This window comes from Streptomyces abikoensis (assembly GCF_014648775.1).
Classification (GTDB): Bacteria; Actinomycetota; Actinomycetes; order Streptomycetales; family Streptomycetaceae; genus Streptomyces; species Streptomyces abikoensis.
Genome location: NZ_BMRT01000010.1, coordinates 154,832 through 176,940 on the forward strand (window position 1 = coordinate 154,832; position 22,109 = coordinate 176,940).

General features: G+C 71.9%; 24 protein-coding genes and 1 tRNA gene. 15 read left to right on the forward strand and 10 right to left on the reverse strand.

The features are described from left to right. Positions 1-3: 3 nt before the first annotated feature. A complete protein-coding gene (locus IE096_RS26980) occupies positions 4-1,146 on the forward strand; it encodes a GTP-binding protein (RefSeq protein WP_189456037.1) in 1,143 nt (380 codons plus the stop codon). Positions 1,147-1,299: 153 nt separating this feature from the next. Here IE096_RS26980 and IE096_RS32020 read toward each other — a convergent pair whose 3' ends face one another. Beyond that, positions 1,300-1,977 carry a transcriptional repressor gene (locus IE096_RS32020; RefSeq protein WP_308430384.1) on the reverse strand — a complete coding sequence of 226 codons (678 nt, stop codon included), beginning with the start codon at positions 1,975-1,977 and terminating at the stop codon, positions 1,300-1,302. 38 nt (positions 1,978-2,015) lie between these two features. On the opposite strand from IE096_RS32020, the gene IE096_RS26990 reads away from it, so the two are divergent. The 3 genes from IE096_RS26990 to IE096_RS27000 all read left to right on the forward strand — a co-directional run bounded on the left by IE096_RS26990 (position 2,016) and on the right by IE096_RS27000 (position 5,469). Continuing rightward, positions 2,016-2,255, forward strand: coding sequence for a heavy-metal-associated domain-containing protein (locus IE096_RS26990; protein WP_189456039.1), 240 nt, complete (start codon positions 2,016-2,018; stop codon positions 2,253-2,255). Between the two features lie 101 nt (positions 2,256-2,356). After that, positions 2,357-4,627, forward strand: a complete 2,271-nt coding sequence (locus tag IE096_RS26995; protein ID WP_189456040.1) for a heavy metal translocating P-type ATPase — start codon at positions 2,357-2,359, stop codon at positions 4,625-4,627. 158 nt (positions 4,628-4,785) lie between these two features. Then, positions 4,786-5,469 (forward strand): DUF899 family protein, encoded by a 684-nt coding sequence (locus IE096_RS27000; protein ID WP_189456043.1) that lies wholly within the window; start codon positions 4,786-4,788, stop codon positions 5,467-5,469. Here the strand turns inward: IE096_RS27000 and IE096_RS27005 are convergent. The 3 genes from IE096_RS27005 to IE096_RS27015 all read right to left on the reverse strand — a co-directional run bounded on the left by IE096_RS27005 (position 5,396) and on the right by IE096_RS27015 (position 7,428). Beyond that, positions 5,396-5,899 carry a hypothetical protein gene (locus tag IE096_RS27005; protein WP_189456045.1) on the reverse strand — a complete coding sequence of 168 codons (504 nt, stop codon included), beginning with the start codon at positions 5,897-5,899 and terminating at the stop codon, positions 5,396-5,398. The two genes, IE096_RS27000 and IE096_RS27005, sit on opposite strands and share 74 nt — an antisense overlap. 150 nt (positions 5,900-6,049) lie before the next feature. Next, positions 6,050-6,982, reverse strand: a complete 933-nt coding sequence (locus IE096_RS27010) for a M48 family metalloprotease (protein WP_189456047.1) — start codon at positions 6,980-6,982, stop codon at positions 6,050-6,052. Further along, complete coding sequence (locus tag IE096_RS27015; RefSeq protein ID WP_189456049.1) at positions 6,979-7,428, reverse strand: BlaI/MecI/CopY family transcriptional regulator; 450 nt, start codon at positions 7,426-7,428, stop codon at positions 6,979-6,981. The genes IE096_RS27010 and IE096_RS27015 overlap by 4 nt, the downstream gene beginning before the upstream one ends. Before the next feature lie 226 nt (positions 7,429-7,654). On the opposite strand from IE096_RS27015, the gene IE096_RS27020 reads away from it, so the two are divergent. The 5 genes from IE096_RS27020 to IE096_RS27040 all read left to right on the forward strand — a co-directional run bounded on the left by IE096_RS27020 (position 7,655) and on the right by IE096_RS27040 (position 11,055). Next, positions 7,655-8,743, forward strand: a complete 1,089-nt coding sequence (locus tag IE096_RS27020; RefSeq protein ID WP_189456051.1) for a PP2C family protein-serine/threonine phosphatase — start codon at positions 7,655-7,657, stop codon at positions 8,741-8,743. Between the two features lie 91 nt (positions 8,744-8,834). After that, entirely contained in the window at positions 8,835-9,440 is a 606-nt protein-coding gene (locus IE096_RS27025) for an HhH-GPD-type base excision DNA repair protein (RefSeq protein ID WP_189456052.1), read from the forward strand. 68 nt (positions 9,441-9,508) lie between these two features. Continuing rightward, positions 9,509-9,712, forward strand: coding sequence for a DUF5988 family protein (locus tag IE096_RS27030; RefSeq protein WP_189456054.1), 204 nt, complete (start codon positions 9,509-9,511; stop codon positions 9,710-9,712). A gap of 200 nt (positions 9,713-9,912) precedes the next feature. After that, positions 9,913-10,209, forward strand: a complete 297-nt coding sequence (locus IE096_RS27035) for a type II toxin-antitoxin system VapB family antitoxin (protein ID WP_004929488.1) — start codon at positions 9,913-9,915, stop codon at positions 10,207-10,209. A 123-nt stretch (positions 10,210-10,332) separates the two neighbouring features. Next, on the forward strand, positions 10,333-11,055 hold the full coding sequence (locus IE096_RS27040) for a LytR C-terminal domain-containing protein (protein WP_189456056.1): 723 nt from the start codon (positions 10,333-10,335) through the stop codon (positions 11,053-11,055). Positions 11,056-11,191: 136 nt separating this feature from the next. Here IE096_RS27040 and upp read toward each other — a convergent pair whose 3' ends face one another. Then, on the reverse strand, positions 11,192-11,827 hold the full coding sequence (gene upp, locus IE096_RS27045) for a uracil phosphoribosyltransferase (protein ID WP_189456058.1): 636 nt from the start codon (positions 11,825-11,827) through the stop codon (positions 11,192-11,194). Positions 11,828-11,974: 147 nt separating this feature from the next. Between upp and IE096_RS27050 the strand changes: the two genes are divergently transcribed. The 4 genes from IE096_RS27050 (at position 11,975) to IE096_RS27065 (ending at position 13,709) form a co-directional block, all read left to right on the forward strand. Next, positions 11,975-12,241 carry a hypothetical protein gene (locus tag IE096_RS27050; RefSeq protein WP_189456060.1) on the forward strand — a complete coding sequence of 89 codons (267 nt, stop codon included), beginning with the start codon at positions 11,975-11,977 and terminating at the stop codon, positions 12,239-12,241. 234 nt (positions 12,242-12,475) lie between these two features. Further along, entirely contained in the window at positions 12,476-13,009 is a 534-nt protein-coding gene (locus IE096_RS27055) for a tRNA adenosine deaminase-associated protein (RefSeq protein WP_189456062.1), read from the forward strand. A 34-nt stretch (positions 13,010-13,043) separates the two neighbouring features. After that, complete coding sequence (tadA, locus tag IE096_RS27060; protein WP_189456064.1) at positions 13,044-13,541, forward strand: tRNA adenosine(34) deaminase TadA; 498 nt, start codon at positions 13,044-13,046, stop codon at positions 13,539-13,541. Between the two features lie 81 nt (positions 13,542-13,622). Then, a tRNA-Ser gene (locus IE096_RS27065) sits at positions 13,623-13,709 on the forward strand. Positions 13,710-13,767: 58 nt separating this feature from the next. On the opposite strand, the gene IE096_RS27070 is transcribed toward IE096_RS27065, so the two are convergent. From IE096_RS27070 to IE096_RS27085, 4 genes are all read right to left on the reverse strand, one after another. Beyond that, the gene (locus IE096_RS27070) at positions 13,768-16,287 is read right to left on the reverse strand and encodes an ABC transporter permease (RefSeq protein WP_189456066.1); all 2,520 of its coding nucleotides are present in this window, start codon (positions 16,285-16,287) and stop codon (positions 13,768-13,770) included. A gap of 36 nt (positions 16,288-16,323) precedes the next feature. Continuing rightward, entirely contained in the window at positions 16,324-17,112 is a 789-nt protein-coding gene (locus IE096_RS27075) for an ABC transporter ATP-binding protein (protein ID WP_189456067.1), read from the reverse strand. A gap of 162 nt (positions 17,113-17,274) precedes the next feature. After that, positions 17,275-17,892, reverse strand: a complete 618-nt coding sequence (locus tag IE096_RS27080) for an LmbU family transcriptional regulator (protein WP_189456068.1) — start codon at positions 17,890-17,892, stop codon at positions 17,275-17,277. 91 nt (positions 17,893-17,983) lie between these two features. Continuing rightward, positions 17,984-18,595 (reverse strand): response regulator, encoded by a 612-nt coding sequence (locus IE096_RS27085; RefSeq protein ID WP_373298215.1) that lies wholly within the window; start codon positions 18,593-18,595, stop codon positions 17,984-17,986. 293 nt (positions 18,596-18,888) lie between these two features. On the opposite strand from IE096_RS27085, the gene IE096_RS27090 reads away from it, so the two are divergent. After that, positions 18,889-19,122, forward strand: coding sequence for a hypothetical protein (locus IE096_RS27090; protein WP_189456070.1), 234 nt, complete (start codon positions 18,889-18,891; stop codon positions 19,120-19,122). Here IE096_RS27090 and IE096_RS27095 read toward each other — a convergent pair. Beyond that, positions 19,035-21,056, reverse strand: a complete 2,022-nt coding sequence (locus IE096_RS27095) for an AfsR/SARP family transcriptional regulator (protein WP_229820643.1) — start codon at positions 21,054-21,056, stop codon at positions 19,035-19,037. The genes IE096_RS27090 and IE096_RS27095 overlap by 88 nt on opposite strands. A 488-nt stretch (positions 21,057-21,544) precedes the next feature. On the opposite strand from IE096_RS27095, the gene IE096_RS27100 reads away from it, so the two are divergent. Then, entirely contained in the window at positions 21,545-22,084 is a 540-nt protein-coding gene (locus tag IE096_RS27100) for an LmbU family transcriptional regulator (RefSeq protein WP_189456072.1), read from the forward strand. Positions 22,085-22,109: the final 25 nt, after the last annotated feature.

Genomic DNA, 22,109 nt, shown 5'->3' on the forward strand with positions numbered 1-22,109 from the left:
GCGATGGCTGATCACCGGCTGCCGGTGACCGTCCTCTCCGGCTTCCTCGGCGCGGGCAAGACGACCCTCCTCAACCACGTCCTCGCCAACCGCGACGGGCTGCGCGTCGCCGTGATCGTCAACGACATGAGCGAGATCAACATCGATGCCGCGCTGGTGCGGGGCGGAGAAGGCGCGCTGTCGCGGACCGAGGAACGCCTGGTCGAGATGACCAACGGCTGCATCTGCTGCACCCTGCGGGACGATCTCCTCGAGGAGGTGGACCGGCTGGCCCGCGAAGGACGCTTCGACCACCTGCTCATCGAGTCGAGCGGGATCTCCGAACCGATGCCCGTCGCCGCCACCTTCGCCTTCCCCCGGGACGACGGCGCGACCCTCGGCGACCTCGCCCGGCTCGACACCATGGTCACCGTCGTGGACGCCGCGAACTTCCTCCCCGAGCTCGAGAGCGGCGACGGCCTCGCGGAACGCGGCCTCGACCAGTACGAGGACGACGAGCGGACGGTGAGCGATCTCCTCATGGACCAGATCGAGTTCGCCGACGTCATCGTGGTCAACAAGCTCGACCTGGTCGGGGCGGCGGATACCGACCGGCTCCGGGCGGCGCTCGCCCGGCTCAATCCGGCCGCCCGCGTCGTGCCGGCCGAGCACGGCCGGGTGGACCCGTCGGCGATCCTCGGCACCGGTCTCTTCGACCTGGAGCGCGCCCAGCAGGCGCCCGGGTGGGTCAGGGAGCTCAACGGCGACCACATCCCCGAGACCGAGGAGCACGGCATCTCCTCGACGGTCTTCCGTGCCGGGAGGGCCTTCCATCCCGAACGGCTGTGGACGTTCGTCACCGAGGAACTCGACTCCGGGGCCTACGGCCAAGTGCTGCGTTCCAAGGGGTTCTTCTGGCTGGCCGGGCGTGACCGGGTGACCGGGCTGTGGTCGCAGGCCGGGGCCGTGGCCCGGTTCGAACCCGCCGGCGCCCGCGAGCCCGGCGGACAGGGGCAGGAAATCGTCTTCATCGGCACGGAGTTGCGCCCCGAGGCACTGCGGCAGGCGCTGTCCGCCTGCCTCGTACGGCCGGACGATTCGGGGACGTCATGGTTCGACCCCTTCCCCGCCTGGGACGTCCACGGGCTGGAGGCAGCCCGCGCGTGAGGCCAGGGCCCCGGGCCCGGCTGTCAGCCGTCCCGCCAGGGGTCGCCCCGGCGGGACGGCACTCGGTCGGCGACGGCCCGCAGCTGACACGCCACCCCGGGGTCCGGGCGATCTGCGGGCACGTCGTGGCTTGTCGCGCAGTTCCCCGCGCCCCTACGGGGCACCGTGGCCCGGACCGCAGGGGCAGCCGGAGCCGCACGTCGGGTACGGCGTGTGAACGATCACGGTCAGCGCTCCTGCGTCTGTGCCCGCTCCTCCTTCCGGCAGCGGTCCGGACAGCGGCCGGAGAGTTCGACGGCGTGCCGGACGTCGGCGAACCCGGAGGTCCGGGCATCCGGTCCGCCCAGTTCTCCACGGGGCCGGATTCGACGGCCAGGCTGAGGCCGCACTCGGCGCAGTCAGGTAGTGGCGGTGGTCGGGGCCGGGGCGGTGGCGGAAGAGCCGCTCGCCGTTGGTGTCGCGGAAGATGTCCGCACGGCCGGCCTCGGCCAGCGCGGGCAGGGTGCGACAGACGGTGGAGAGGCCGACGGACGAGCCGTCGGCCACGAGCCGCTTGTGCAGGGCCTGGGCGCTGACGAAACCCTCCGCCACGACAAGGGCCCCAGGACCACCGCACGCCGCTGTGTGGCGCGGCCGGTCAGCGCCCGGTGGCCTTGGCCAGGGCCTCTGCGATGCCCTGGAGCCGGGTGGTCTGCCACTGCTGGAAGCCACGGGCGAGCCGCCTCGGCGCGAGCCGCGCCGCAGCCGTGGCTCCGCCGCCCTTCCGGAATACCCCAGGGGGGTATATCGTTCATGTCGTCGGAAGGAACGCCGGGCAGCGCCCGGCACCACTTCCCTGTCCCGTTTCCCGTATCCCGAAGGAAGCAGCCATGACCTCCCAGACGAACTCCGGCACCGGCATCACCACCGTCTACAAGGTGACCGGCATGACGTGCGGCCACTGCGAGGGTTCGGTCTCGCAGGAGGTCTCCGCGATGGCGGGCGTGACGTCCGTCAAGGCCGTGGCCGCCACCGGCCTGGTCACCGTCGTCTCCGCCGGCCCGCTGGACGACGAGGCCGTGCGCGCCGCCGTGGACGAGGCGGGCTACGAGCTCGCCGGCCGCGCCTGACCAGCCAGGTACCCCTCCCCGGTATTCCTCACCGCCGGCCCGTACCGCTCCGCTCATACGGACGCCGTACGGTCCGGCCCTCCTCCAGGAGATCCGCAGCAATGACCAGCATCGCTCCCGAGCAGACAACGGCCGTGCCGGCCGCCGGCGTCGAACTCTCCATCGGCGGGATGACCTGCGCCTCGTGTGCCGCGCGCATCGAGAAGAAGCTCAACCGGATGGACGGCGTCACGGCGACGGTCAACTTCGCCACGGAGAAGGCCAAGGTCTCCTACGGCCCGGGCGTCGAGGTCGCCGACCTGATCGCGACGGTGGAGAAGACCGGCTACACCGCCCAGGAGCCCCCGAAGCCGGCGGCCCGTGCGGAGGCGGCGCCGGCCGAGGCCGAGGAGGACGCGAGCGGCGGTGAGCTCGGTGCCCTGCGGCAGCGGCTGCTGGTGTCGCTGGTCCTGTCGGTGCCGGTGGTGCTGATGGCGATGGTGCCCGCGCTGCAGTTCGACAACTGGCAGTGGCTCTCGCTCACCCTGGCCGCCCCCGTCGTCGTGTGGGGCGCGCTGCCCTTCCACAAGGCAGCGTGGACCAACGCCCGGCACGGGGCCGCGACGATGGACACGCTGGTGTCGATCGGCACCCTCGCCGCGCTCGGCTGGTCGCTGTGGGCCCTGTTCTTCGGCCACGCGGGGATGCCGGGCATGCGGCACGGCTTCGACTTCTCGGTCTCGCGGGCCGACGGCTCCTCCTCCATCTACCTGGAGGCCGCCGCCGGAGTGACCGCCTTCATCCTCGCCGGGCGCTACCTGGAGGCGAAGTCCAAGCGCAAGGCCGGTGCCGCGCTGCGGGCGCTGCTGGAGCTGGGCGCCAAGGACGTGACCGTCCTGCGCGACGGGCGCGAGACCCGCATACCCGTAGCGGAACTGGCCGTCGGCGACCGGTTCGTCGTACGGCCCGGGGAGAAGATCGCCACCGACGGCACCGTCGTCGAAGGCGGTTCCGCGATCGACGCCTCCATGCTCACCGGTGAGTCCGTGCCCGTCGACGTGACCACCGGCGACACCGTCACCGGCGCGACCGTCAACGTCTCCGGCCGCCTCGTCGTCGAGGCCACCCGCGTCGGCGCCGACACCCAGCTCTCCCGCATGGCCAAGCTGGTGGAGGACGCGCAGAACGGCAAGGCCGCCGTCCAGCGCCTGGCCGACCGCATCTCCGGCGTCTTCGTCCCCGTCGTCCTGCTGATCGCCCTGGGCACGCTGCTGACGTGGCTGTTCGTGACCGGCGACGCCACCGCCGCGTTCACCGCCGCCGTCGCCGTCCTCATCATCGCCTGCCCCTGCGCCCTGGGCCTGGCCACGCCGACCGCGCTGATGGTCGGCACCGGACGCGGCGCCCAGCTCGGCATCCTCATCAAGGGCCCCGAGGTCCTGGAGTCCACCCGCCGCGTCGACACCGTCGTCCTGGACAAGACCGGCACCGTCACCACCGGCCGCATGACCCTCCAGGACGTCGTCACCGCCCCCGGCGTCACCGAGCACGACCTGCTGCGGCTGGCCGGCGCGCTGGAGCACGCCTCCGAGCACCCCATCGCCCGCGCCATCGCCGACGGCGCCGCCGCCCGCACCGGCACGCTGCCCGTACCGGAGAGCTTCGAGAACGTCGCCGGGCTGGGCGTGCAGGGCGTCGTGGAGGGCCACGCGGTTCTCGTGGGGCGCGAGACGCTCCTCGCCGAGTGGGTGATCGAGCTGCCCGCCGAGCTCGCCGCCGCCAAGGCCGCCGCCGAAGCGGAGGGCCGCACCGCCGTGGCCGTCGCCTGGGACGGCGAGGCGCGAGGCGTCCTGACCGTCGCCGACGCCGTCAAGGACACCAGCGCCCGGGCGATAGCCGAACTGCGCCGCCTCGGCCTCACCCCCGTCCTCCTGACCGGCGACAACAAGGCCGTCGCCGAGGCCGTGGCCCGCGAGGTGGGCATCGACGAGGTCATCGCCGAGGTCCTGCCGCAGGACAAGGTCGCCGTCGTCAAGCGGCTGCAGGGCGAGGGCCGTTCGGTCGCCATGGTCGGCGACGGCGTCAACGACGCCGCCGCCCTGGCCACCGCCGACCTGGGCCTGGCCATGGGCACCGGCACCGACGCCGCCATCGAGGCCGGCGACCTCACCCTCGTCCGGGGCGACCTGCTCGTGGCCGCCGACGCGATCCGCCTCTCCCGCCGCACCCTCGGCACCATCAAGGGCAACCTCTTCTGGGCCTTCGGCTACAACATCGCGGCCCTCCCCCTCGCGGCGGCCGGCATGCTCAACCCGATGATCGCGGGCGCGGCGATGGCCTTCTCCTCCGTCTTCGTCGTCACCAACAGCCTCCGCCTCCGCCGCTTCCGCTGAGGCCTGGCATCGAGGCCTGAACCCTGGCAGGGAGGCCCGGACCGCACCACGCGGTCCGGGCCTTGCCGCAGGTGTGGCTCGCGTCATATGCCGGTAGTTTGGGGTTTCGGGCGCCCGTCCAGGGGGCCTGGGAGATCCAGGGGGTCCAGGAGGTCGCGATGTTGCGGCAGACCCGACTGCCCGGCGAGTCGGCGGAGTACCTCGCCGCCCGGGAGGAGCTCCGTCTCGCCGAGATCGAGCTCATGCGTCAGCGCGAGACCGTCGCGGCCCGGCGGCGGGCGCTCCCCCGGGGGACGCCGGTCGACGACTACGTCTTCGCCGAGGGCCCCGCCGATCTGGACGCGGGCGACGCGCCCGTGCGCGAGGTCGCGCTGAGCGGGCTGTTCACCGCCCCGGACCGGCCGTTGATCGTCTACCACTTCATGTACGGCAAGCGGCAGACCGAGCCGTGCCCGATGTGCACCATGTGGATCGACGGCTACAACGGCGTCGCCCACCACATCGCCCGGAACGCCGACTTCGTCATCGCCGCGGCCGCCGACCCGCCCACCCTGCGGGAGCACGCCCGGCGGCGCGGCTGGTCGCGGCTGCGGCTGCTGAGCTGCGGGGACAGCCGCTTCAAGTACGACCTGGGCAGTGAGGACGAGGCCGGCGAGCAGGACTCCACCCTCTCCGTCTTCACCCGGGACGCCGACGGCACGGTCCGCCACACCTACTCCGCCCACCCGCGCCTGGCCGAGGACATCCAGGAGCGCGGCATCGACCTCCTCAGCCCCGTCTGGCACCTCCTCGATCTGACACCGGGCGGGCGGGGCGACTGGTATCCGGGGCTGGACTACTAGGCGGGGTCGCCGGTGGGGTCGAGCGCGTGTTGCGGGTGCGTTCCAGGGAGCAGATCTGCATGCCGAAGGAGCGGAGCCGCCACATCTTTCCCGAGTTGCCCTTGATCTCGTCGACGCTCGGGTAGCCCTTCTCGTCGTGGGCGACGTTGTTGAGGGCGTAGATCTTGCCGTCGGGCGCCTGGAAGGTGATGGCGAAGCCGCTGTACGGCGTCGTGTCGCAGGCGACCTTTCCCTTGTCGGGCTTGAGCGGCCACGCGGCGCCGAACTGGTCGGCCGTGACCGCCTGCGGGTTGCTCTCGGCGCCCGGCCACTTCAGGGCGGCGTCGCGCTCCTCGGAGCAGCCCGTGACGAGGACGGCGCCGGCCAGCACCCCGGCCGCCAGGACCAGCGCGCGGACTCGGTGTTCGCGACGGGTTCGGGTCTCGATCACCGGTGTGCCCCCGGTCCCGGGTGGCATCTCCGGATTCGTCGCCGAGTACATGGCCTCCCCCTTCTGCTACATCGTGTAGCACTTGTGGGTGTGGGGATGCCCCGCCACCCACGCCGTTTCTTTACGTCACAGCGTCACAGCGTCAAAACGTCACAGCAGAATGCTCACGGCACTCACCAGCGCCCCCGTCGCGATCCGCACCGGCCACGCCTGCCACGCCGGCATCACTCGTGGCGGCGCCGCCAACGCCCGTGCGCGGTGGGCCAGTTCTGTGCCGGGGTCGAGGAATCCGGCGCTGACGGCACTGACGGCGCCGACCGTGCCGACCGCGTCGGCGGCGTCCAGCCGCGCGCACAGTGCCTTCGCCACCGCCGCCGCGCCGTCGGACTCACGGGCGTTCTGGTCGGCCCACAGCTCGGCGGTGAGCCGGACTTCGGCGAGGACCGCCTTCCGGCCGGGAATCCACCACCACGACCGCAGGGCGCAGGTGGCCAGGAAGATCCACAGGGGGTGACGCGCCCGCGCGTGGGCGCGCTCGTGCGCGATGATCGCGGAGGCGTCCGAGGATTCCGCCACCGCCGAGCCGAGGACGATACGGGGCCGTACCAGGCCGACCGTGCTCGCCAGGCTCCGCTCGGCCCGACCCTCGCCCCGCACGATCCACACGTCCCCGCACCGCCGCGGCGCGAGCAGCGCGACCGTACGCCCCGTGCGGGCCACCTGGATCGCCCCGGCGGCGAACGACACGGCGATCGAGGCCAGCGGCACGACCGACACCGCGAGCATCAGCTGCGCCCCCAGGGCCTGCAGCACATGCCGCCCGTCGATGTCCGTGACGCCGTTGCTGATGCCCCAGGCCATCGGCGCCCGCCACGGCAGCGCGTCGCGCAGCGGGCTGTGCGGCACATAGGGAACGGCCGTCGCCAGCAGGGGCGTCACCGCGAGGCCCACCGCGAGGACGAACCGTTCCCGGGCCGGTAACCGCGCCGACGACCTGCGCAGCGCGTGCCACAGGCCGACGGCGACCAGGGGGCACCACCAGGCGAGCAGCACCTGTGGATAGCCCAGCCAGCTCACGCTCACGCGGATGCCCCCGCAGCGCCGCCGGGTTCGTCCTCACCGGCCTCGTCCGACGGGTCGGCGATGCCGGCCAGTAGCGCGCGTACCTGCGCGAGCTGGTCGGCATCGCCGCTCACCGTCCGGACGAAGTTCGCCACGGCGAGGTCACCGAAGCCGTCGACCACTTGGCGCACCTGCTCGGCCGCCACGCGCTGTTCGACCTCGCGCCGGGAGGACCGCGCCCAGTACACGTACTGGCGCCCCTCCTTGCGGCGGGCCAGCAGCTCCTTGATCACCAGGCGCTCCATCACCGTCTTGACGGTGGTGTACGCCTGGCCGCCGTCGAGCCGCCGGGCACAGGCGCTCACGTCCAGCTCGGCCGACGACCACATGACCTCCAGGATCGCCAGCTCAAGCGGCCCGAAGTGCCCTGCCAGGCCCCGGCCCCGACCACCCCTCCACGACGACATGCTACGCACCATAGCAGTTCGCGACATGCGGGAGCGATCAGTATTCGCCGGCCGAACCCGCCTCTCTGGAGCGGGACATGGCCGCCGAGGGCGTGAGGCGCCATCCGCACCGGGTCCACCTCTCCCAGCGGCGAGGGTCGACCGTCGCCCGACTGGCGGAGGGCCGAACGGGCGAGCCCGGCTTCACCCAGCCCTATGTCCGTATTGTGCGGATATTCTATGGACTATGACCCAGCCAGGTCGGCCGCTGTTCCGTCGTTCCCCGCACGGCGGCTGGTCCCCTGTTCAGCTCTCCCCGGTGATCCTCACCGTGGTCATCGCCGCCCTGGCGTACAACACCCCCAGGCGCATGGCGTTCAGTCGCCTCCTGCCCGCCGCGCCCGCGCTCGCCGCCGCCATGTGGCCCGTGCTCCCCACCGTCCTGCTGGGCACGGTCTGCCTTTTCCTCATGATCGGCCTCAGCATCGTGTTCCCCGGGCTGGGGACGTGGTGGACGGCGGGCGGGATCGTCGCGGTCACCGTGGCCGCCGCGTACGGCAGCCACGTCCGGCTCCAGCGGGAACGGACCCTCTTTCAAGTGCGGCTCGTCGCCGACGCGGCGCAGACGGTGGTCCTGGGGGCCATGCCGCGCTGCTTCGGGGGCATCGAGATCGACTCGCTGTACGTCGCGGCCGCGGCGGAGGCCCGCATCGGCGGCGACTTCTACGAGGCGGCCGATACTCCGTACGGGGTCCGGCTGCTCATCGGCGACGTACGGGGCAAGGGCCTGCCGGCGGTGGGGGCGGCCGCGGCGGTGGTCAACTCCTTCCGGGAAGCCGCCCACGACGAGCCGGACCTGGGCGGCGTCGCGCGGCGCCTGGAGGCCAGCAGCAACCGCTACAGCGCCGCGTTTCCCCCCGAGGACCTGGTGGAGCGGTTCACCACCGCCCTGCTCGTCGAGATCCCGCGCGAGAGGGACAGCGTCAGGGTCCTCAATTGCGGCCATCCCCCGCCGCTCCTCCGCACCCGCGGAACACTTCGCACCCTCCACCCGAGCGCCCCCTCACCGCTGCTCAACCTCGCGGAGCTCATCGGCGACCAGTACACCGTCGACGCCTTCGCCATCACCCCCGGCGACCAGCTGCTCCTCTACACCGACGGCGTCACCGAGGCCCGAGACCACGACGGCGCCTTCTTCCCCCTGGAGGACTGGATGCGGCAGCAGAACACCGCCCACCCCCGCGAGCTCCTCGACAGCCTCCACCGCGATCTCCTCGAATACAGCGACGGGGGCCTCAACGACGACATCGCCGCACTCGCGGTACGTGTCGGCTGACGGCCGGGTCGGATGACGGCCCGGTCGGCCGACGCGCCCGGCGGCTCCCTTATGGCGTGCGTCCCGCGCCGCGCGGAGGGACCATCGCCCCATGGACCGTGACCCCGGCCGGCCCCTGCGGCTCGCGCAGCAGGAGGACGCCGACGCGCTGCTCTCGCGCAGCCCGCTCGCCGCCCTCGTCGGGATGCTGCTGGACCAGCAGATCCCCATGGAATGGGCCTTCACCGGCCCGTACACCATCGCCCGGCGGCTCGGGCACGACGATCTGGACGCGCACGAGATCGCGGCGTACGACCCCGAGGCGTTCGCGGCGCTGTGCGCCGAGAAACCGGCCGTCCACCGGTACCCGGGATCGATGGCGGGACGGGTGCAGCAGCTGTGCCGGTATCTGGTCGAGCACTACGACGGGGACGCGAGCGCCGTGTGGGCCGGGGCGGGGTCGGGGCGGGAGCTGCTGGAGCGGCTCCAGGCGCTGCCGGGGTTCGGGAAGCAGAAGGCGCAGATCTTCCTCGCGCTGCTGGGCAAGCGGCTGGGGGTGACGCCGGAGGGCTGGCGGGAGGCGGCCGGGAGCTACGGGGAGGCGGGCTCGTACCGCTCGGTGGCCGACATCACCGGGCCCGAGACCCTGGCGAAGGTCCGGGCCTACAAACAGGAAATGAAACGAGCCGCCAAGAAGGCAGCGGTCAAGAAGGCGTGAGACCGCCCCCTCGGGCCTGCGGCGCGTCGCGACGCGCGCCGGGCGACCCGCCCCGGAAGACTGTCCCCATGAGCAGCGCCAAAGCATTCCTCGAAGGCGGCCCGGACGATCTGCCGGAGCGGGTCGTCCCGATCACCCCTCCCGGGAACGAGCTGAAGGTCCAGTTCAAGGGTGGTTACGAGCACTTCAAGGCCACCGGGCGCCACCAGGACACCGCCGAGGGCCGGCTGCGCGTCTTCGAGTGGTGGGAGCGGACCGAGATCGCCGAGTGAGCCGGTGATCTCCGTGGTCCCGGTGGTACGGAACGGCGGGGCGAGCGGATTCCGGGGCCACGTGTCCGTAATGCGGACCCCCGGCGAAAGAATTCTCGTTCAGGAGTTCCATGCATCACTCCCGGTATGCGGCTGATTGTCGCCATCGCACTGCCGCGCCATGGCTGCGCCGGGAGCCGCTCGCCCGGTAGGCTTTCCGTGTGATCTTCAAGCGCATCGGAAACGGGCGGCCGTACCCCGACCACGGCCGGGAAAGCACCCGCCAGTGGGCGGATGTCGCCCCTCGCCCGGTACGCCTGGACCAGTTGGTGACCACCAAGCAGCAGCTCGACCTCGAGACGCTGCTCGCGGAGGACTCGACGTTCTACGGCGACCTCTTCGCGCACGTCGTGAAGTGGCGTGGCGATCTCTACCTGGAGGACGGGCTGCACCGGGCCGTACGGGCCGCGCTGCAGCAGCGCCAGGTGCTGCACGCACGCGTGCTCGAGCTCGACTGACCCGCCACCGGCCGGCCCGGGGCCTCAGTCACATGGCCGGTTATTGACCCTTTTGGGTAGGGGTCCGCGCAACCCATTGATCATCTAGTAGGCAGCGGGTCCGCCCGGCACTACGCTGCGTTCATGAGCATGCTCACCCCTCCTGGCATGGGTGGTAAGTACCGCATCACGGGCCATCGTTTCCCGCACATGCGCCGCGCCCGCAATCGCCGCAGGATCGTGCTCGTCGGCACTGCCACGGCCGTCGTGCTGGGGCTGGCCGGGTGGGGAACGGTCCAGCTCGTCGACGTCTTCTCGGGCACGCCCGCCACTGCGCGGGCGGCGGCCCCGGCCGCCAAGCGGAACGGCGACTGCAAGAGCGGCTCCGAAGCGGCCGGCGCGGCCGGACGGCGGCTGCCCCGGGACCTGCCCCGGCCCGGCGACATCACCGTCAACGTCTACAACGCCACGCCGCGCGGCGGGCTCGCCAAGATCACGGCGGACGAGCTGGAACGGCGCGGCTTCAGGATCGGCAAGGTGGGCAACGCCCAGGCCGACTACGACAAAAAGGTGAACGGCACCGGAGTGCTGATCGGCTCCCAGGAATCCTTGGAGACCGCGCTGCGGGTGCTGGGCACCCAGCTCGCCGGGGCGGAGGCGCGGAGCGACCAGCGCGAGGGGCAGGACGTCGACCTCGTGCTGGGCGCGGCCTATCAGGGGCTGACGCCGCCGGAGGAGTCCGAGAAGGCGCTCGGGGCGCTGGAGCGGGGGGAGGTGCCGCCTTCGCCCTCCCAGGCGCCGTCTCCGGCGCCTTCCCAGGCGCCGTCCTCGGCGGCGCCCAAGGGGAGCCCGCCCGGCAAGTGCTGACGCACGTCGCGCCGCGCGGGGTCCGGTTCGCTGGCCCGTGCGGGCCGGTGGTGGGTTTGTGCCCACCCTCCCCCAGCTACCGCTGGGAGGTGCCCCCAGCCCCGCGGAACGACTGCCCACAAACCCACCGGCCGATTCAGCCTGCCGTGCCGTACATGCGGTCGCCCGCGTCGCCGAGGCCCGGGACGATGTAGCCGTGCTCGTTGAGGCGCTCGTCCACCGAGGCGGTGACGACCGTCACCGGGGCGCCCTCGAGCTCGCGCTCCATGACCTCGACGCCCTCCGGCGCGGCCAGCAGGCAGATCGCCGTGACGTCGTCCGCGCCACGGGCGATCAGCTCGTTGATCGCGGCGACGAGCGTGCCGCCGGTGGCCAGCATCGGGTCCAGGACGTAGACCTGGCGGCCCGAGAGGTCCTCCGGCATGCGCGTCGCGTACGTCTCCGCCTTGAGGGTCTCCTCATTGCGGATCATGCCGAGGAAGCCGACCTCGGCCGTCGGCAGCAGCCGGACCATGCCGTCGAGCATGCCCAGGCCGGCCCGGAGGATCGGCACCACCAGCGGGCGCGGGTGGGAGAGCCGGACGCCGATGGTGGCCGTCACGGGGGACTCGATGTTGACCTGCTCGGTGCGCACGTCGCGCGTGGCCTCGTACGCGAGCAGGGTGACCAGCTCGTCGCAGAGGCGCCGGAAGGTGGGGGAATCGGTGCGCTTGTCGCGCAGGGTGGTGAGCTTGTGAGCCACCAGGGGGTGGTCGACGACGTGGATCCGCATGACATCGACATTAACCGAGCTTTAGGGCACGAGACGCCTTGGACGGTCTGTCGCAGCCCTGGCATCAAACCACCACTAAGGGGGAAAGTGGGCACGTACGCCCGGTCTGTCGCCGGGCGAGGACCTCGGCACGAGGTGGTGCTGCCCATGGCTGGCCGTGACAGGCGGGGATCCGGGTCGGCTGCCCGGACGCCCCGGGAGACGACGGAAGCGGACCCCCCGAAACCGGGCTCTTCCATAGACCCGCCGGGCCCCGACGACGGGCCGGAGAGCGCCGACGACCGCAGACGACGCCGGGCCCAGTTCCTCCGTGAGCTGAACGAGGCCAAGGAGCTGCGCGACCGCGTCCAGCCGCGCCGGGCCCGGGCGGCCCGGATGCGCCAGCAGATGCGCATGCGCACCTTCCGCTGGTGACGCCGGTGGCACCGATGACGCCGGCGACTCCGGTGCCGCCGGTGACCGGCGGACCCGCCCCCCGTCACGTCCGTACGGCGCCCTCACGGGCCCCACGTGAGCGACATCTCTCGGACTGCTGCACGACGCAGCGCGGAAGACCTCTCGCAACGCCCAGGTTTCTGCCACGATTCCGAGTGGGCGGGGTGGTCCCCGTCCGACCCGGCACCGCCTATGACCAGTGGGAGAGTCACGGTGTACTTCGCCGCAATGCTCGCGCGCACCGAAGACGGGTGGGAAGCGAGCGACACAGAACTCGACAACGTGGAGACCCTGTCCGACATCGCCGACCTCGCCCGGGAGAGCGCGATCAACGAGGACACGGTCCTGGTGCTCATCGAGCAGGAGGACGCCTGGTTCGGCGTCGTCCGGGTGGACGGCGAGGACGACCCCCGGGTCTACCTCTCGAACGCCGCCGTCGCCAACCGCAGCTCGTACGGGGCGATGCTCGTCGAAGAGCTCGTCGGCCGTGAGGACGACGAGGACGTCGAGCTGGACGCCCTCGACCTCGACGGCACCGAGGACGGCGAACCCGACATCGAGGAGGAGGAGGACGAGAGCGACGACGGGGCGGCCGCCTCCGTCGCGCCCAACGGCCCGCTGGGCGACACCAGGCTGCTGGAGGACCTCGGGGTGGACGAGAAGGTGCTCCTGGCACTGGACGGGGACGCCCTCACCTCGATCGCCGACGTCCTCGGCTGCACCGAGATCCTGGAGGCCGTCCGCTGACATCCGCCCGGGCGGGTGCGCTCACACTGGTGCCATGAACGAAGCCGTCCACGACTCAGCCGTCCCCGTCCACGACCCGGTGCGCGAGCCCTGGCTCGCCGCCATGCGGGCCGCCCTGGCGGAGGCCGCGGCGGCCCCCGCCACGGGCGACGTGCCGGTGGGCGCCGTCGTGCTGGACCGGGACGGCTCCGTCATCGGCCGCGGCCGCAACGAGCGCGAGGCCACCGGCGACCCCACCGGGCACGCGGAGGTCCTCGCGATCCGCGAGGCCGCGCGGGCCGCCGGCGAGTGGCGGCTGTCGGGCTGCACGCTCGTCGTCACCCTGGAGCCCTGCACGATGTGCGCGGGCGCGATCGTCCTCTCCCGGGTGGACCGTGTCGTCTACGGCGCCGCCGACGAGAAGGCCGGCGCGGCCGGCTCCCTCTGGGACGTCGTCCGCGACCGCCGCCTCAACCACCGCCCCGAGGTGATCTCCGGGGTCCTCGGCGACGAGTGCGCCGAGCTGCTCACCCGCTTCTTCCGCGACCGGTGACGCGACCGGTGACCAGGACCACACCGCCGCGGCCCGGAACGGATTTCAGAGCACGGCCCACCGTCCGCTAAGCTCTCTCTCGGTAGCGTGTCCGAGCGGCCTAAGGAGCACGCCTCGAAAGCGTGTGTGGGGGCAACTCCACCGTGGGTTCAAATCCCACCGCTACCGCTTGATGAACCGCCCCGATCCGGATCTCCGGACCGGGGCGGTTCCTTTTGTGTCCGGCTCAGTCGGCCTTGATGGCGACGAGCATGTTCATCCGGGCCGCCCGGCGGGCGGGCCAGAGCGCGGCGAGCACACCGACCAGACCGGACAGCAGCAGGAAGACGGCCAGGCTGCCCCAGGGCAGGACCAGTTCGTAGGTGGCCATGCTCGCGCCGATCTGCTCACCGGCCGCCCAGCCGAAGAAGACGCCCAGGCCGACGCCCAGCACTCCGCCGAAGAGCGAGATGACCAGCGACTCCAGTCGCACCATCCGCTTGATCTCACCGCGGTCCAGACCGATGGCCCGCAGCATGCCGATCTCCCGGCGGCGCTCGGCGACCGACATGGCGAGGGTGTTGACGACGCCGAGCACCGCGACGAGCACGGCCATGGCGAGCAGGCCGTAGAGGATGTTCAGCATCAGGCTGACGACCTTGGCGATCTCGCGGGAGATGTCGTCCTTGCTCTGCACCTGGATGGCGGGGTTGTCGCCGAGGGCCTCGCGCAGCGACTCCTTGTTCGCGGAGCTCGCGCCGCCCTTGACCTTCACCATGACCTGGCGGTCGTCGACCTGGGGCATGTGCGGGGTGACCGTGGCGTTGTCGACCATGATCCCCTGGAACATCTGGTTGCCCTTGTAGACGCCGGCGACGGTGAGCCTGCCGTTCGTGCCGTCCGGGTAGGCGACGGCGAACGAGGAGCCGTTCTTCCAGCCGTGGCTCTTGGCGGTCTTCTCGTCGACCACGGCCTTGTCGCCCGTGAGGCCGGCGAAGGAACCGGCGCTGAAACCGACCTTGACGAGCCCGCCGATGGTCCGGCCGTCGACGCCGGTCAGGGAGTCGTCCTCGCCGTCGACGCGGACCGGGGCCTCGCGCAGCGGGCTGCTGGACGTCACCTTGGGGTGGGCGGCGAGCTTGCCGGCGACGTCGGGCGAGAGGGCGTTCATATTGGCCATGACGACCACGTAGTCGGCCTTGATGGCGTCCGCGGCCATCTTGTCGATGGCCTTCTGCACGCTGCCGGCGATCACGGTGATGGCGGTGATCAGGGTGAGGCCGACCATCAGCGCGGAGGCGGTGGCGGCGGTGCGGCGCGGGTTGCGGACCGCGTTCTGCTGGGCCAGCCGGCCCGGCATGCCGAAGGCGCGCAGCACGGGGCCCACGGCGGCGATCAGCGGCCGGGAGAGCAGCGGGGTGAGCACGAACACGCCGACGACCAGCAGGAAGGCGCCCAGGCCCAGCGCTGACTCGCTGGAGGCGCCCGCGGCCACGGCGGCGCCGCCGGCCGCCAGGAGGCCGCCGATCACATTGCGCACGACGAGGGACTTGGCGGTGGCCGTGGCGTGGACGCTGTTCATCGCGGCGACCGGGGGGATCTTCGCGGCGCGGCGGCCGGGCAGCCAGGCGGCCAGCGTGGTCACGACGGTGCCGACGACCAGCGCGGTGATCACCGTGCTGCCGGAGACGACGAGCGGGCCGTCGGGGATGACGCTGCCGAAGCTCTCCATCAGCGGCCGCATCGCGGCGCCGATGCCGATGCCCGCCAGCAGGCCGATCACGCTCGCGACGGAGCCGACGAGGAGGGCCTCGATGAGGACCGAGCGGGTGACCTGGCGCCGGGTGGCCCCGACGGCGCGCAGCAGGGCCAGCTCCTTGGTGCGCTGGGCGATCAGCATGGTGAAGGTGTTGGCGATGATGAACGTGCCGACGAACAGGGCGATGCCCGCGAAGACGAGCATGCCGGTGCGCATGCCGTCCATGGTCTTGGCGGTGGCGTCGGCCTGCTCCTTCGCCAGCTGCTTGCCGGTGGTGGCCTCGGTGTCCTTGGGGAGGACCTTCTCGACGGCGGCCTTGAGGGCGGCCTGGGAGGTGCCCGCGGCGGCCTTCAGCTCGATCTCGTCGAAGGCGCCGGGCTTGCCGTAGAGCTTCTGCGCGGTGGCGGTGTCGAACAGGGCGAGGGTCCCGCCGGCGGAGACGTTGCCGTCGTCGGTGGTGAAGACGCCGGTCAGCTTCTGCCGGAGCACGGGGCCGTCGACGGACATCCGGACGGTGTCGCCGACCTTGTAGCCGCCGCGCTCGGCGATCTTCGCGTCGAGCGCGACCTCGTCGGCGGCCCGGGGCGCGCGGCCGGACTTCAGCGGGTAGCGGGCGTCCTTGCCGTCGGCGCCGGGGTAGTAGTTGGCGCCGGTGGAGGAGGCGCCCCGGGTGGAGAAGGTGCCGTCCTTGTGGGGCACGGCCGCGAAGCCGCTGACGGAGCCGGTGGCGGAGGCGACGCCGGGGGCCGTGCCGACCCGGTCGAGCAGGCTCTGCGGAAGCCGGGGGGCCTCGCCCGGGGCGGCCTGGGAGCCGCTGCCCTTGTGGGGCCGGACGGCGACGTCGATGCCGGCGAAGCCCTTCTGGGAGCTCTTCCGGAAGGCGTCGGAGACGGTGGAGGTGAAGACCAGGGTGCCGGAGACGAAGGCCACGCCGAGGACGACGGCGAGGACGGTCATCAGCAGCCGGGCCTTGTGCGCGAGCACATTGCGCAAGGCGGTGCGGAACATGGGGAAGTCAGTCCTGAGGTTCGAGTCCGGCGGGGATCAGCTCGTGCGGCCCTTGGCGTCGAAGCGCTTCATGCGGTCGAGCACGGCGTCGGCGGTGGGCTCGCGCATGTCGTCGACGATCCGGCCGTCGGCGAGGAAGACGACGCGGTGGGCATAGGAGGCGGCCACCGGGTCGTGGGTGACCATCACCACGGTCTGCCCGAGCTGGCGGACCGACTCCCGCAGGAAGCCCAGGACTTCGGCGCCGGAGCGGGAGTCGAGGTTGCCGGTGGGCTCGTCGGCGAACATGATCTCGGGCCGGCCCGCCAGGGCGCGGGCCACGGCGACGCGCTGCTGCTGACCGCCGGAGAGCTGGTTCGGCCGGTGCTTGAGCCGCCCCGACAGACCCACGGTCTCCACCACCATGTCCAGCCACTGCCGGTCGGGCTTGCGGCCGGCGATGTCCATGGGGAGCGTGATGTTCTCCAGGGCCGTCAGCGTCGGCAGGAGATTGAACGCCTGGAAGATGAAGCCGATCTTGTCGCGGCGCAGCCGCGTCAGGTTCTTGTCGTTCAGCCCGGTCAGCTCGACGTCGCCGATGCGGGCCGAGCCGCCGGAGACGGTGTCGAGCCCGGCCATGCAGTGCATGAGCGTGGACTTGCCGGAGCCCGACGGGCCCATGATCGCGGTGAACTCGGCCCGGTGGAAATCCACGGAGACGGCGTCGAGCGCGACCACCTGGGTCTCGCCCTCGCCGTAGACCTTGGAAAGGTCCGTGGCGCGGGCGGCCACAGCGGTGCTGCTGCCGCGGACGGCGGTCGGGACGCCAAAGGAGCCGGTGGTCACGGCGTTCCTCCTACTGATGACGGGTGCGCGAACGTTCCCCATCCTTGTCGCGACCGTCGTCGAGCGGATCAGCCGTAACTCCCTTTTCCCAGCATCTTTGGACGGTCCGGCGGGGCCTCCCGGTCATCCTTTGGTAGGTCCCCGCCCAACCCGCCCCGTCGGCTACGCGCTGAGCACGCTCGCGGCGGCGTCGTCGAGCATCGCCATCGCCCACTTCTGGAGGTCCAGCTCGGAACGTTCGGCGGCCCGCGCCCACAGCAGCCGCTGGTCGCGGAGGATGTGCACCTGGATCGGTGCGACCCGGCCGGCCGACGGCGTCTCCGGCTCGCCCTGGCGGGCGGCCTTGACCCGGCTCCGCAGGAAGTTCCGGGACCAGTTGAGCTTCTCCGCCCGGTCGAGCCAGTAGTCCTGCTCGTGCTCCGGAAGGCTCGCCAGTTCGGCGTGGTGCTGGAAGCTCAGCGCCGCCCGCCGCCGGCCGGGCGCGTAACGCCGGGCCACCCAGGCGTAGTTGCGGAGCGTCTGGTAGTCGAGCAGGGTCTCCTCGATGGCGTGGCGGTAGCGGTCCGGGTAGGCGGTCCGGCCGTAGATCAGCCAGTCCCCCAGCCACCACGTCGACGAGTCGGCGGCGACGTATATCCGCTTCCCTATGCCCTGCCATTCGTCCAGCGAAATGCCGGACGGCAGGCAGAGCGCGGTCCGCCGCGCGGCCGCCCCGTCAATGGGAATTCGGGCTTCCGCTTTTTCCGCGTCGGCCCGCGCACCGTGATTCGTTTCCCCCATGTCCAATGCCCCCGTAGCACAGGTCGGTTGACGATACGTCGGCGATCGTATCCGTCCGGCGCTATACCTCGTCTATACCCTCCCTTGACTTTTACCCGAGGTCGTCGAGTTTCCCCGCGTCGTGCACCAGGAGGGCCACCTGGACCCTGTTGTTCAGCCCGAGCTTCGCGAGGATATTGGAGACGTGGGTCTTGACCGTGGGCACACCGAGATGGAGCGCCCGGCCTATCTCGGCGTTCGACTTGCCCTGGCCGATGCCCACGGCGACGGCCTGCTCCCGGGGGTTGAGCAGCGCGAGCCGGCTGTCGGCGGCGCTGCGCCGCCGCCCGTGGTCCGGGGTGGTGACGACGCGGTCGATCAGCAGCTGGAGCACGGCCGGGGAGAGCACCGGCCGGCCGCCGGCCACCTGCCGGATCGCCGCCACGATCTCCGCCGGCGGGGTGTCCTTGAGCACGAAGCCCGCCGCTCCCGCGCGCAGCGCGCGCACCACGTACTCGTCGGCGTCGAAGGTGGTGAGGACGAGCACCTCCGGCCCGCCGCTCCGGGCGCGCAGCGCCTCCGTCGCGGCGATGCCGTCCATGACGGGCATGCGCACGTCCATCAGGACGACGTGCGGCTCGTGCCGCCGGACCATGGCGAGGGCCTCGGCCCCGTCGCCGGTCTCGGCGACGACGCGGATGTCCGGCGCCCCGCCGAGCAGCATCGACAGCCCGACGCGGACCAGCGGGTCGTCGTCGACGATCAGGACGTCGATCACGGCCGGCCGGGCCGACTCGGCTGCGGGGGCGGGAGGGTTGAGGGCCACGGGTGACTCCGGGGTGACGAGCCGGGCGCTTGCTGGAGAAGGCGCGGCGGGGCGGGGCGGGCATGCCGTACCCAAGTCGGCACCGCCCGATACCTTGGTCGTTCCGGGCAGCCGAGCGGCACGACTTCGGTCGACGCGGAGAATACCGATGGCCGATCCGCCCGGAACGCCCGCCCGCATAACGTGGAGGCATGGCGAAGGTCGTTCAGCTCGTCGGTCTGTTCCTGGTCGTCGCGGGCATCAGCGGTACGGTCGATGCGCTGGCCACACAGCCGTTCATGAGCCCCGTGCTCAATTTCCTCAACCATGTGATCCCGCATATCGACGCGCTCAAGGGCTACGAGGTCATCTCCAACCTCTCCATGGCCATACTGGGCGTGATCGTCGTGACCGTCGTGGGCAACCGCGCGGGGCAGCGGGACTGACGGACGAGCTTGGCGCGCTCGGCGGCCATCCGCCGCCCGTACGAGTGCACCAGGGGGTTCAGCCGGAAGCGGTTGCGCGCCACCTCCCGGACGAGGCTCGCGTCGACGAGCGCGTCCAGGGCGCGGCGGCAGCCCGCCGCGTCGAAGCCGCTCAGCGCCGCCACCACGGGCAGGGTGACCTCGCGCTCGCTCTGGGCGCCCAGCGCCCGGAACACATGGGCGGCGTCGGCGCGCAGCGCCGCGTACGACCAGCCGAAGACGGTGCTCACGGAGGAGTCGCCGTCGCCGGAGATCTCCAGGGAGTGGGCCAGGTCCCCCTCGACGAGCGCGTCGAGGGCCTCGTCCGGGCCGGGGGCGACGCGGATCAGCGTGGCCGCGATGCGCAGGGCCAGCGGCAGCCCCCCACAGGCTGCCACGAGGCGGCGTACGGCCGCCTCGTGGCGCGCGACGAAGGGCCGGCCGACCATCCGGGCGAACAGCCGGGTCGCCTCCTCCTCGGCGAGGCCGTCCAGGACGATCCGGCGGGCGCCGTCGCGGGCGATCAGCCCGGTCAGGCCGTTGCGGCTGGTGACGATCACCAGGCTGGCGGGGGTGCCGGGCAGCAGCGCCCGGACCTGCTCGACGGACTCCGCGTTGTCCAGGACGATCAGCAGCCGGCGATCGGCGACCAGGCTCCGGTAGAGGGAGCGGGCGTCGAGCGGCTCCGGCGGCGTCGGCTGTCCCATGCCCGGGATCAGGTGGCGCAGCGGAGTACCGGCGGCCTGCCGGCCGCGTCGGCTGGAGAAGGCGTGCAGGTCGATGTGGAGCTGCCCGTGCGGGTACTTGTGCGCGAGCGAGTGGGCGAGCCGGGTGGCGAGGGCGGTCTTGCCCACACCGGGACCGCCGGTGATCAGCAGCAGGGCGGACTCCTCACTGCCCTGGGCCGCCGTCACCAGCTCGTTGAGCTGGGCCAGTTCGGCTTCGCGCCCGGTGAAGTCCGGGACGTCCCAGACCAGTCGCCCGGCGGCCGACGCCCGGGGGCCCGGCACACGGGGGAGCGGCTCGGCGGCCACGGACGGAACGACGGGGGCAGCGGGGTCCACGGGGTCCACCGGTTCCATCGGCTCCACGGAGGTCGCGGACGACGCGGGGGCCTCGGCCGATGCGGGTGCCCCGGACGACGCGGGTGTCGTGGGCCGGCGGCGCGAACGGGAGCTGCAGTCGCGCAGGACCTGTTCGTAGAGCCGCTGGAGGCGCTCGCCCGGTTCGATGCCCTGCTCCTCGACGAGCGTCGTACGCAGCGAGTGGTACTCCCGGACGGCGTCGGCGTGCCGGCCCAGCTCGGCGAAGCAGCGCATCAGCAGATAACGCGGGCGCTCGCGCAGGGGGTGGCGGTGGACGAGGGTGGTCAGTTCCGCGATCGGGCCGGCGGGCTGCTTGAGTTCCAGCAGCAGTTCGGCGCAGTCCTCCATGGTGTGGAGGTGGGATTCCGCGAGCCGGACGCGCTCGGCCTCCACGAAGGGGCCCACCGCGCCGCCGTAGGGGGTGCCCTGCCAGAGTCTGAGGGCGGACCGCAGCTCCGCGACCGCCCCGTGGAGGCCGCCCGCCGCCCGGAGCCGGCGTGCGGCGGCGAGGTGGTCGGCGAAGCGCTGGGTGTCCACCCCGGAGGGCGCGACACGCAGCAGATATCCCATGCTGTCGGAAACGAGCACTTCCGAGCGCGCATGCCGGCAGCGGTCGGGTTCCAGGCAGTTCCTCAGCCGTGCAATATAGGTGTAGACGCTGTTCACGGCGGTGGCCGGGGCATTTTCCCCCCATACCGCGCTCATCAATTCATCACGGCTCACCACGCGATTCGCCTGGGCCGCCAGAACCGCGAATATCGTCCGCTGGGTCGGTGAACCGAGCTCCACCCGGCTTGATTCCCGGGACGCCTGAACGGGCCCGAGCAGCATTGCGGTCAAAGAAGTGTGCACGACTGAAACCCCCCGTTTCGTCACCCCTTCCGGTGGATCATAGCAACCCGGCGCGCCGGATTGTCTGAAAGAAATCTGGTCCAGACCGCACCGGCATGCGACGTCCACCCCTGGCCCGAAGGAGACGAACCACGCGCCCGAACAGTTCCCGGTCCGCAGCCGCCGGACAGCGGTCCCGTCCCGCCGGCGGGACAGCGGCGGGCCGCCTCACACCGGGCCGGGAGAGGGCCGGGAGAGGGTCCGGACGGAGCCCGGACAGGGCCCGGAGGGGGCCGGACCGCCCGCCCCACCTGGCCACTTGGAGCTTGTCTAGGTTCTATCAAGCCACGTGTGGCAGTCTCCGTTGCCGATCGATTGCAGAGGCCACGTAAGGCGGCAAGGCAGTGCTCGACAGTGCTCAGCGGAATCCGGTGAACGCGACCGTGAACGGGGGGATGCCACGTTCCGGCACAGCTCAGGGCCAAGTGATGAGGAGAAGAACCGCGCTGCGAATCCCCTCGGGTATATCCCTCGACGCCTGGCAGCACCTGGGCAGACAGATCCAGGAATTGTCGAACTCCTCCGCGTGGTGGCTCGGCGACTGGCTGATCTACGGCCAGTCGGAATTCCCGAACCGCTACAAGCACGCGATCGCGCAGACCTCGCTCGACTATCAGACGCTGCGGAACTACGCCTGGGTCGCCCGGCGTTTCGACGTCGGTCAGCGCCATGCCGGGCTGAGCTTCCAGCACCACGCCGAGGTGGCCGGGCTGCCCGTCGACGAGCGGGACCGCTGGCTGCTCCGCGCCGCGGAGAACCGCTGGTCGCGCAATGAGCTGCGGCGGCAGGTACGGGCCGGCCGGGAGCTGCCGGGACGCACCCGCGCCGTTCCCCTGGAGATGACCCCGGACGAGGTCCAGCGCGAACGCTGGCAGGAAGCCGCGCGATACACGGGAAGCGATTTGCAGACCTGGATCACCGCCGTTCTCGACGACGCCGCCAAATCCGCGCCCGCATTGCAGAGTTGACCTCACGGCAAACCCAAGGCATTTC

What these genes read in the sequence shown, in the direction of transcription:
- IE096_RS26980 (WP_189456037.1), top strand. Translation starts at nt 4, where the DNA reads ATGGCTGATCACCGGCTGCCGGTGACCGTCCTCTCCGGCTTCCTCGGC.
- IE096_RS26990 (WP_189456039.1), top strand. Translation starts at nt 2,016, where the DNA reads ATGACCTCCCAGACGAACTCCGGCACCGGCATCACCACCGTCTACAAG.
- IE096_RS26995 (WP_189456040.1), top strand. Translation starts at nt 2,357, where the DNA reads ATGACCAGCATCGCTCCCGAGCAGACAACGGCCGTGCCGGCCGCCGGC.
- IE096_RS27000 (WP_189456043.1), top strand. Translation starts at nt 4,786, where the DNA reads ATGTTGCGGCAGACCCGACTGCCCGGCGAGTCGGCGGAGTACCTCGCC.
- IE096_RS27015 (WP_189456049.1), bottom strand. Translation starts at nt 7,428, where the DNA reads ATGTCGTCGTGGAGGGGTGGTCGGGGCCGGGGCCTGGCAGGGCACTTC.
- IE096_RS27020 (WP_189456051.1), top strand. Translation starts at nt 7,655, where the DNA reads ATGACCCAGCCAGGTCGGCCGCTGTTCCGTCGTTCCCCGCACGGCGGC.
- IE096_RS27025 (WP_189456052.1), top strand. Translation starts at nt 8,835, where the DNA reads ATGGACCGTGACCCCGGCCGGCCCCTGCGGCTCGCGCAGCAGGAGGAC.
- IE096_RS27030 (WP_189456054.1), top strand. Translation starts at nt 9,509, where the DNA reads ATGAGCAGCGCCAAAGCATTCCTCGAAGGCGGCCCGGACGATCTGCCG.
- IE096_RS27040 (WP_189456056.1), top strand. Translation starts at nt 10,333, where the DNA reads ATGAGCATGCTCACCCCTCCTGGCATGGGTGGTAAGTACCGCATCACG.
- upp (WP_189456058.1), bottom strand. Translation starts at nt 11,827, where the DNA reads ATGCGGATCCACGTCGTCGACCACCCCCTGGTGGCTCACAAGCTCACC.
- IE096_RS27050 (WP_189456060.1), top strand. Translation starts at nt 11,975, where the DNA reads ATGGCTGGCCGTGACAGGCGGGGATCCGGGTCGGCTGCCCGGACGCCC.
- tadA (WP_189456064.1), top strand. Translation starts at nt 13,044, where the DNA reads ATGAACGAAGCCGTCCACGACTCAGCCGTCCCCGTCCACGACCCGGTG.
- IE096_RS27070 (WP_189456066.1), bottom strand. Translation starts at nt 16,287, where the DNA reads ATGTTCCGCACCGCCTTGCGCAATGTGCTCGCGCACAAGGCCCGGCTG.
- IE096_RS27080 (WP_189456068.1), bottom strand. Translation starts at nt 17,892, where the DNA reads ATGGGGGAAACGAATCACGGTGCGCGGGCCGACGCGGAAAAAGCGGAA.
- IE096_RS27085 (WP_373298215.1), bottom strand. Translation starts at nt 18,595, where the DNA reads ATGCTGCTCGGCGGGGCGCCGGACATCCGCGTCGTCGCCGAGACCGGC.
- IE096_RS27090 (WP_189456070.1), top strand. Translation starts at nt 18,889, where the DNA reads ATGGCGAAGGTCGTTCAGCTCGTCGGTCTGTTCCTGGTCGTCGCGGGC.
- IE096_RS27095 (WP_229820643.1), bottom strand. Translation starts at nt 21,056, where the DNA reads ATGCTGCTCGGGCCCGTTCAGGCGTCCCGGGAATCAAGCCGGGTGGAG.
- IE096_RS27100 (WP_189456072.1), top strand. Translation starts at nt 21,545, where the DNA reads ATGAGGAGAAGAACCGCGCTGCGAATCCCCTCGGGTATATCCCTCGAC.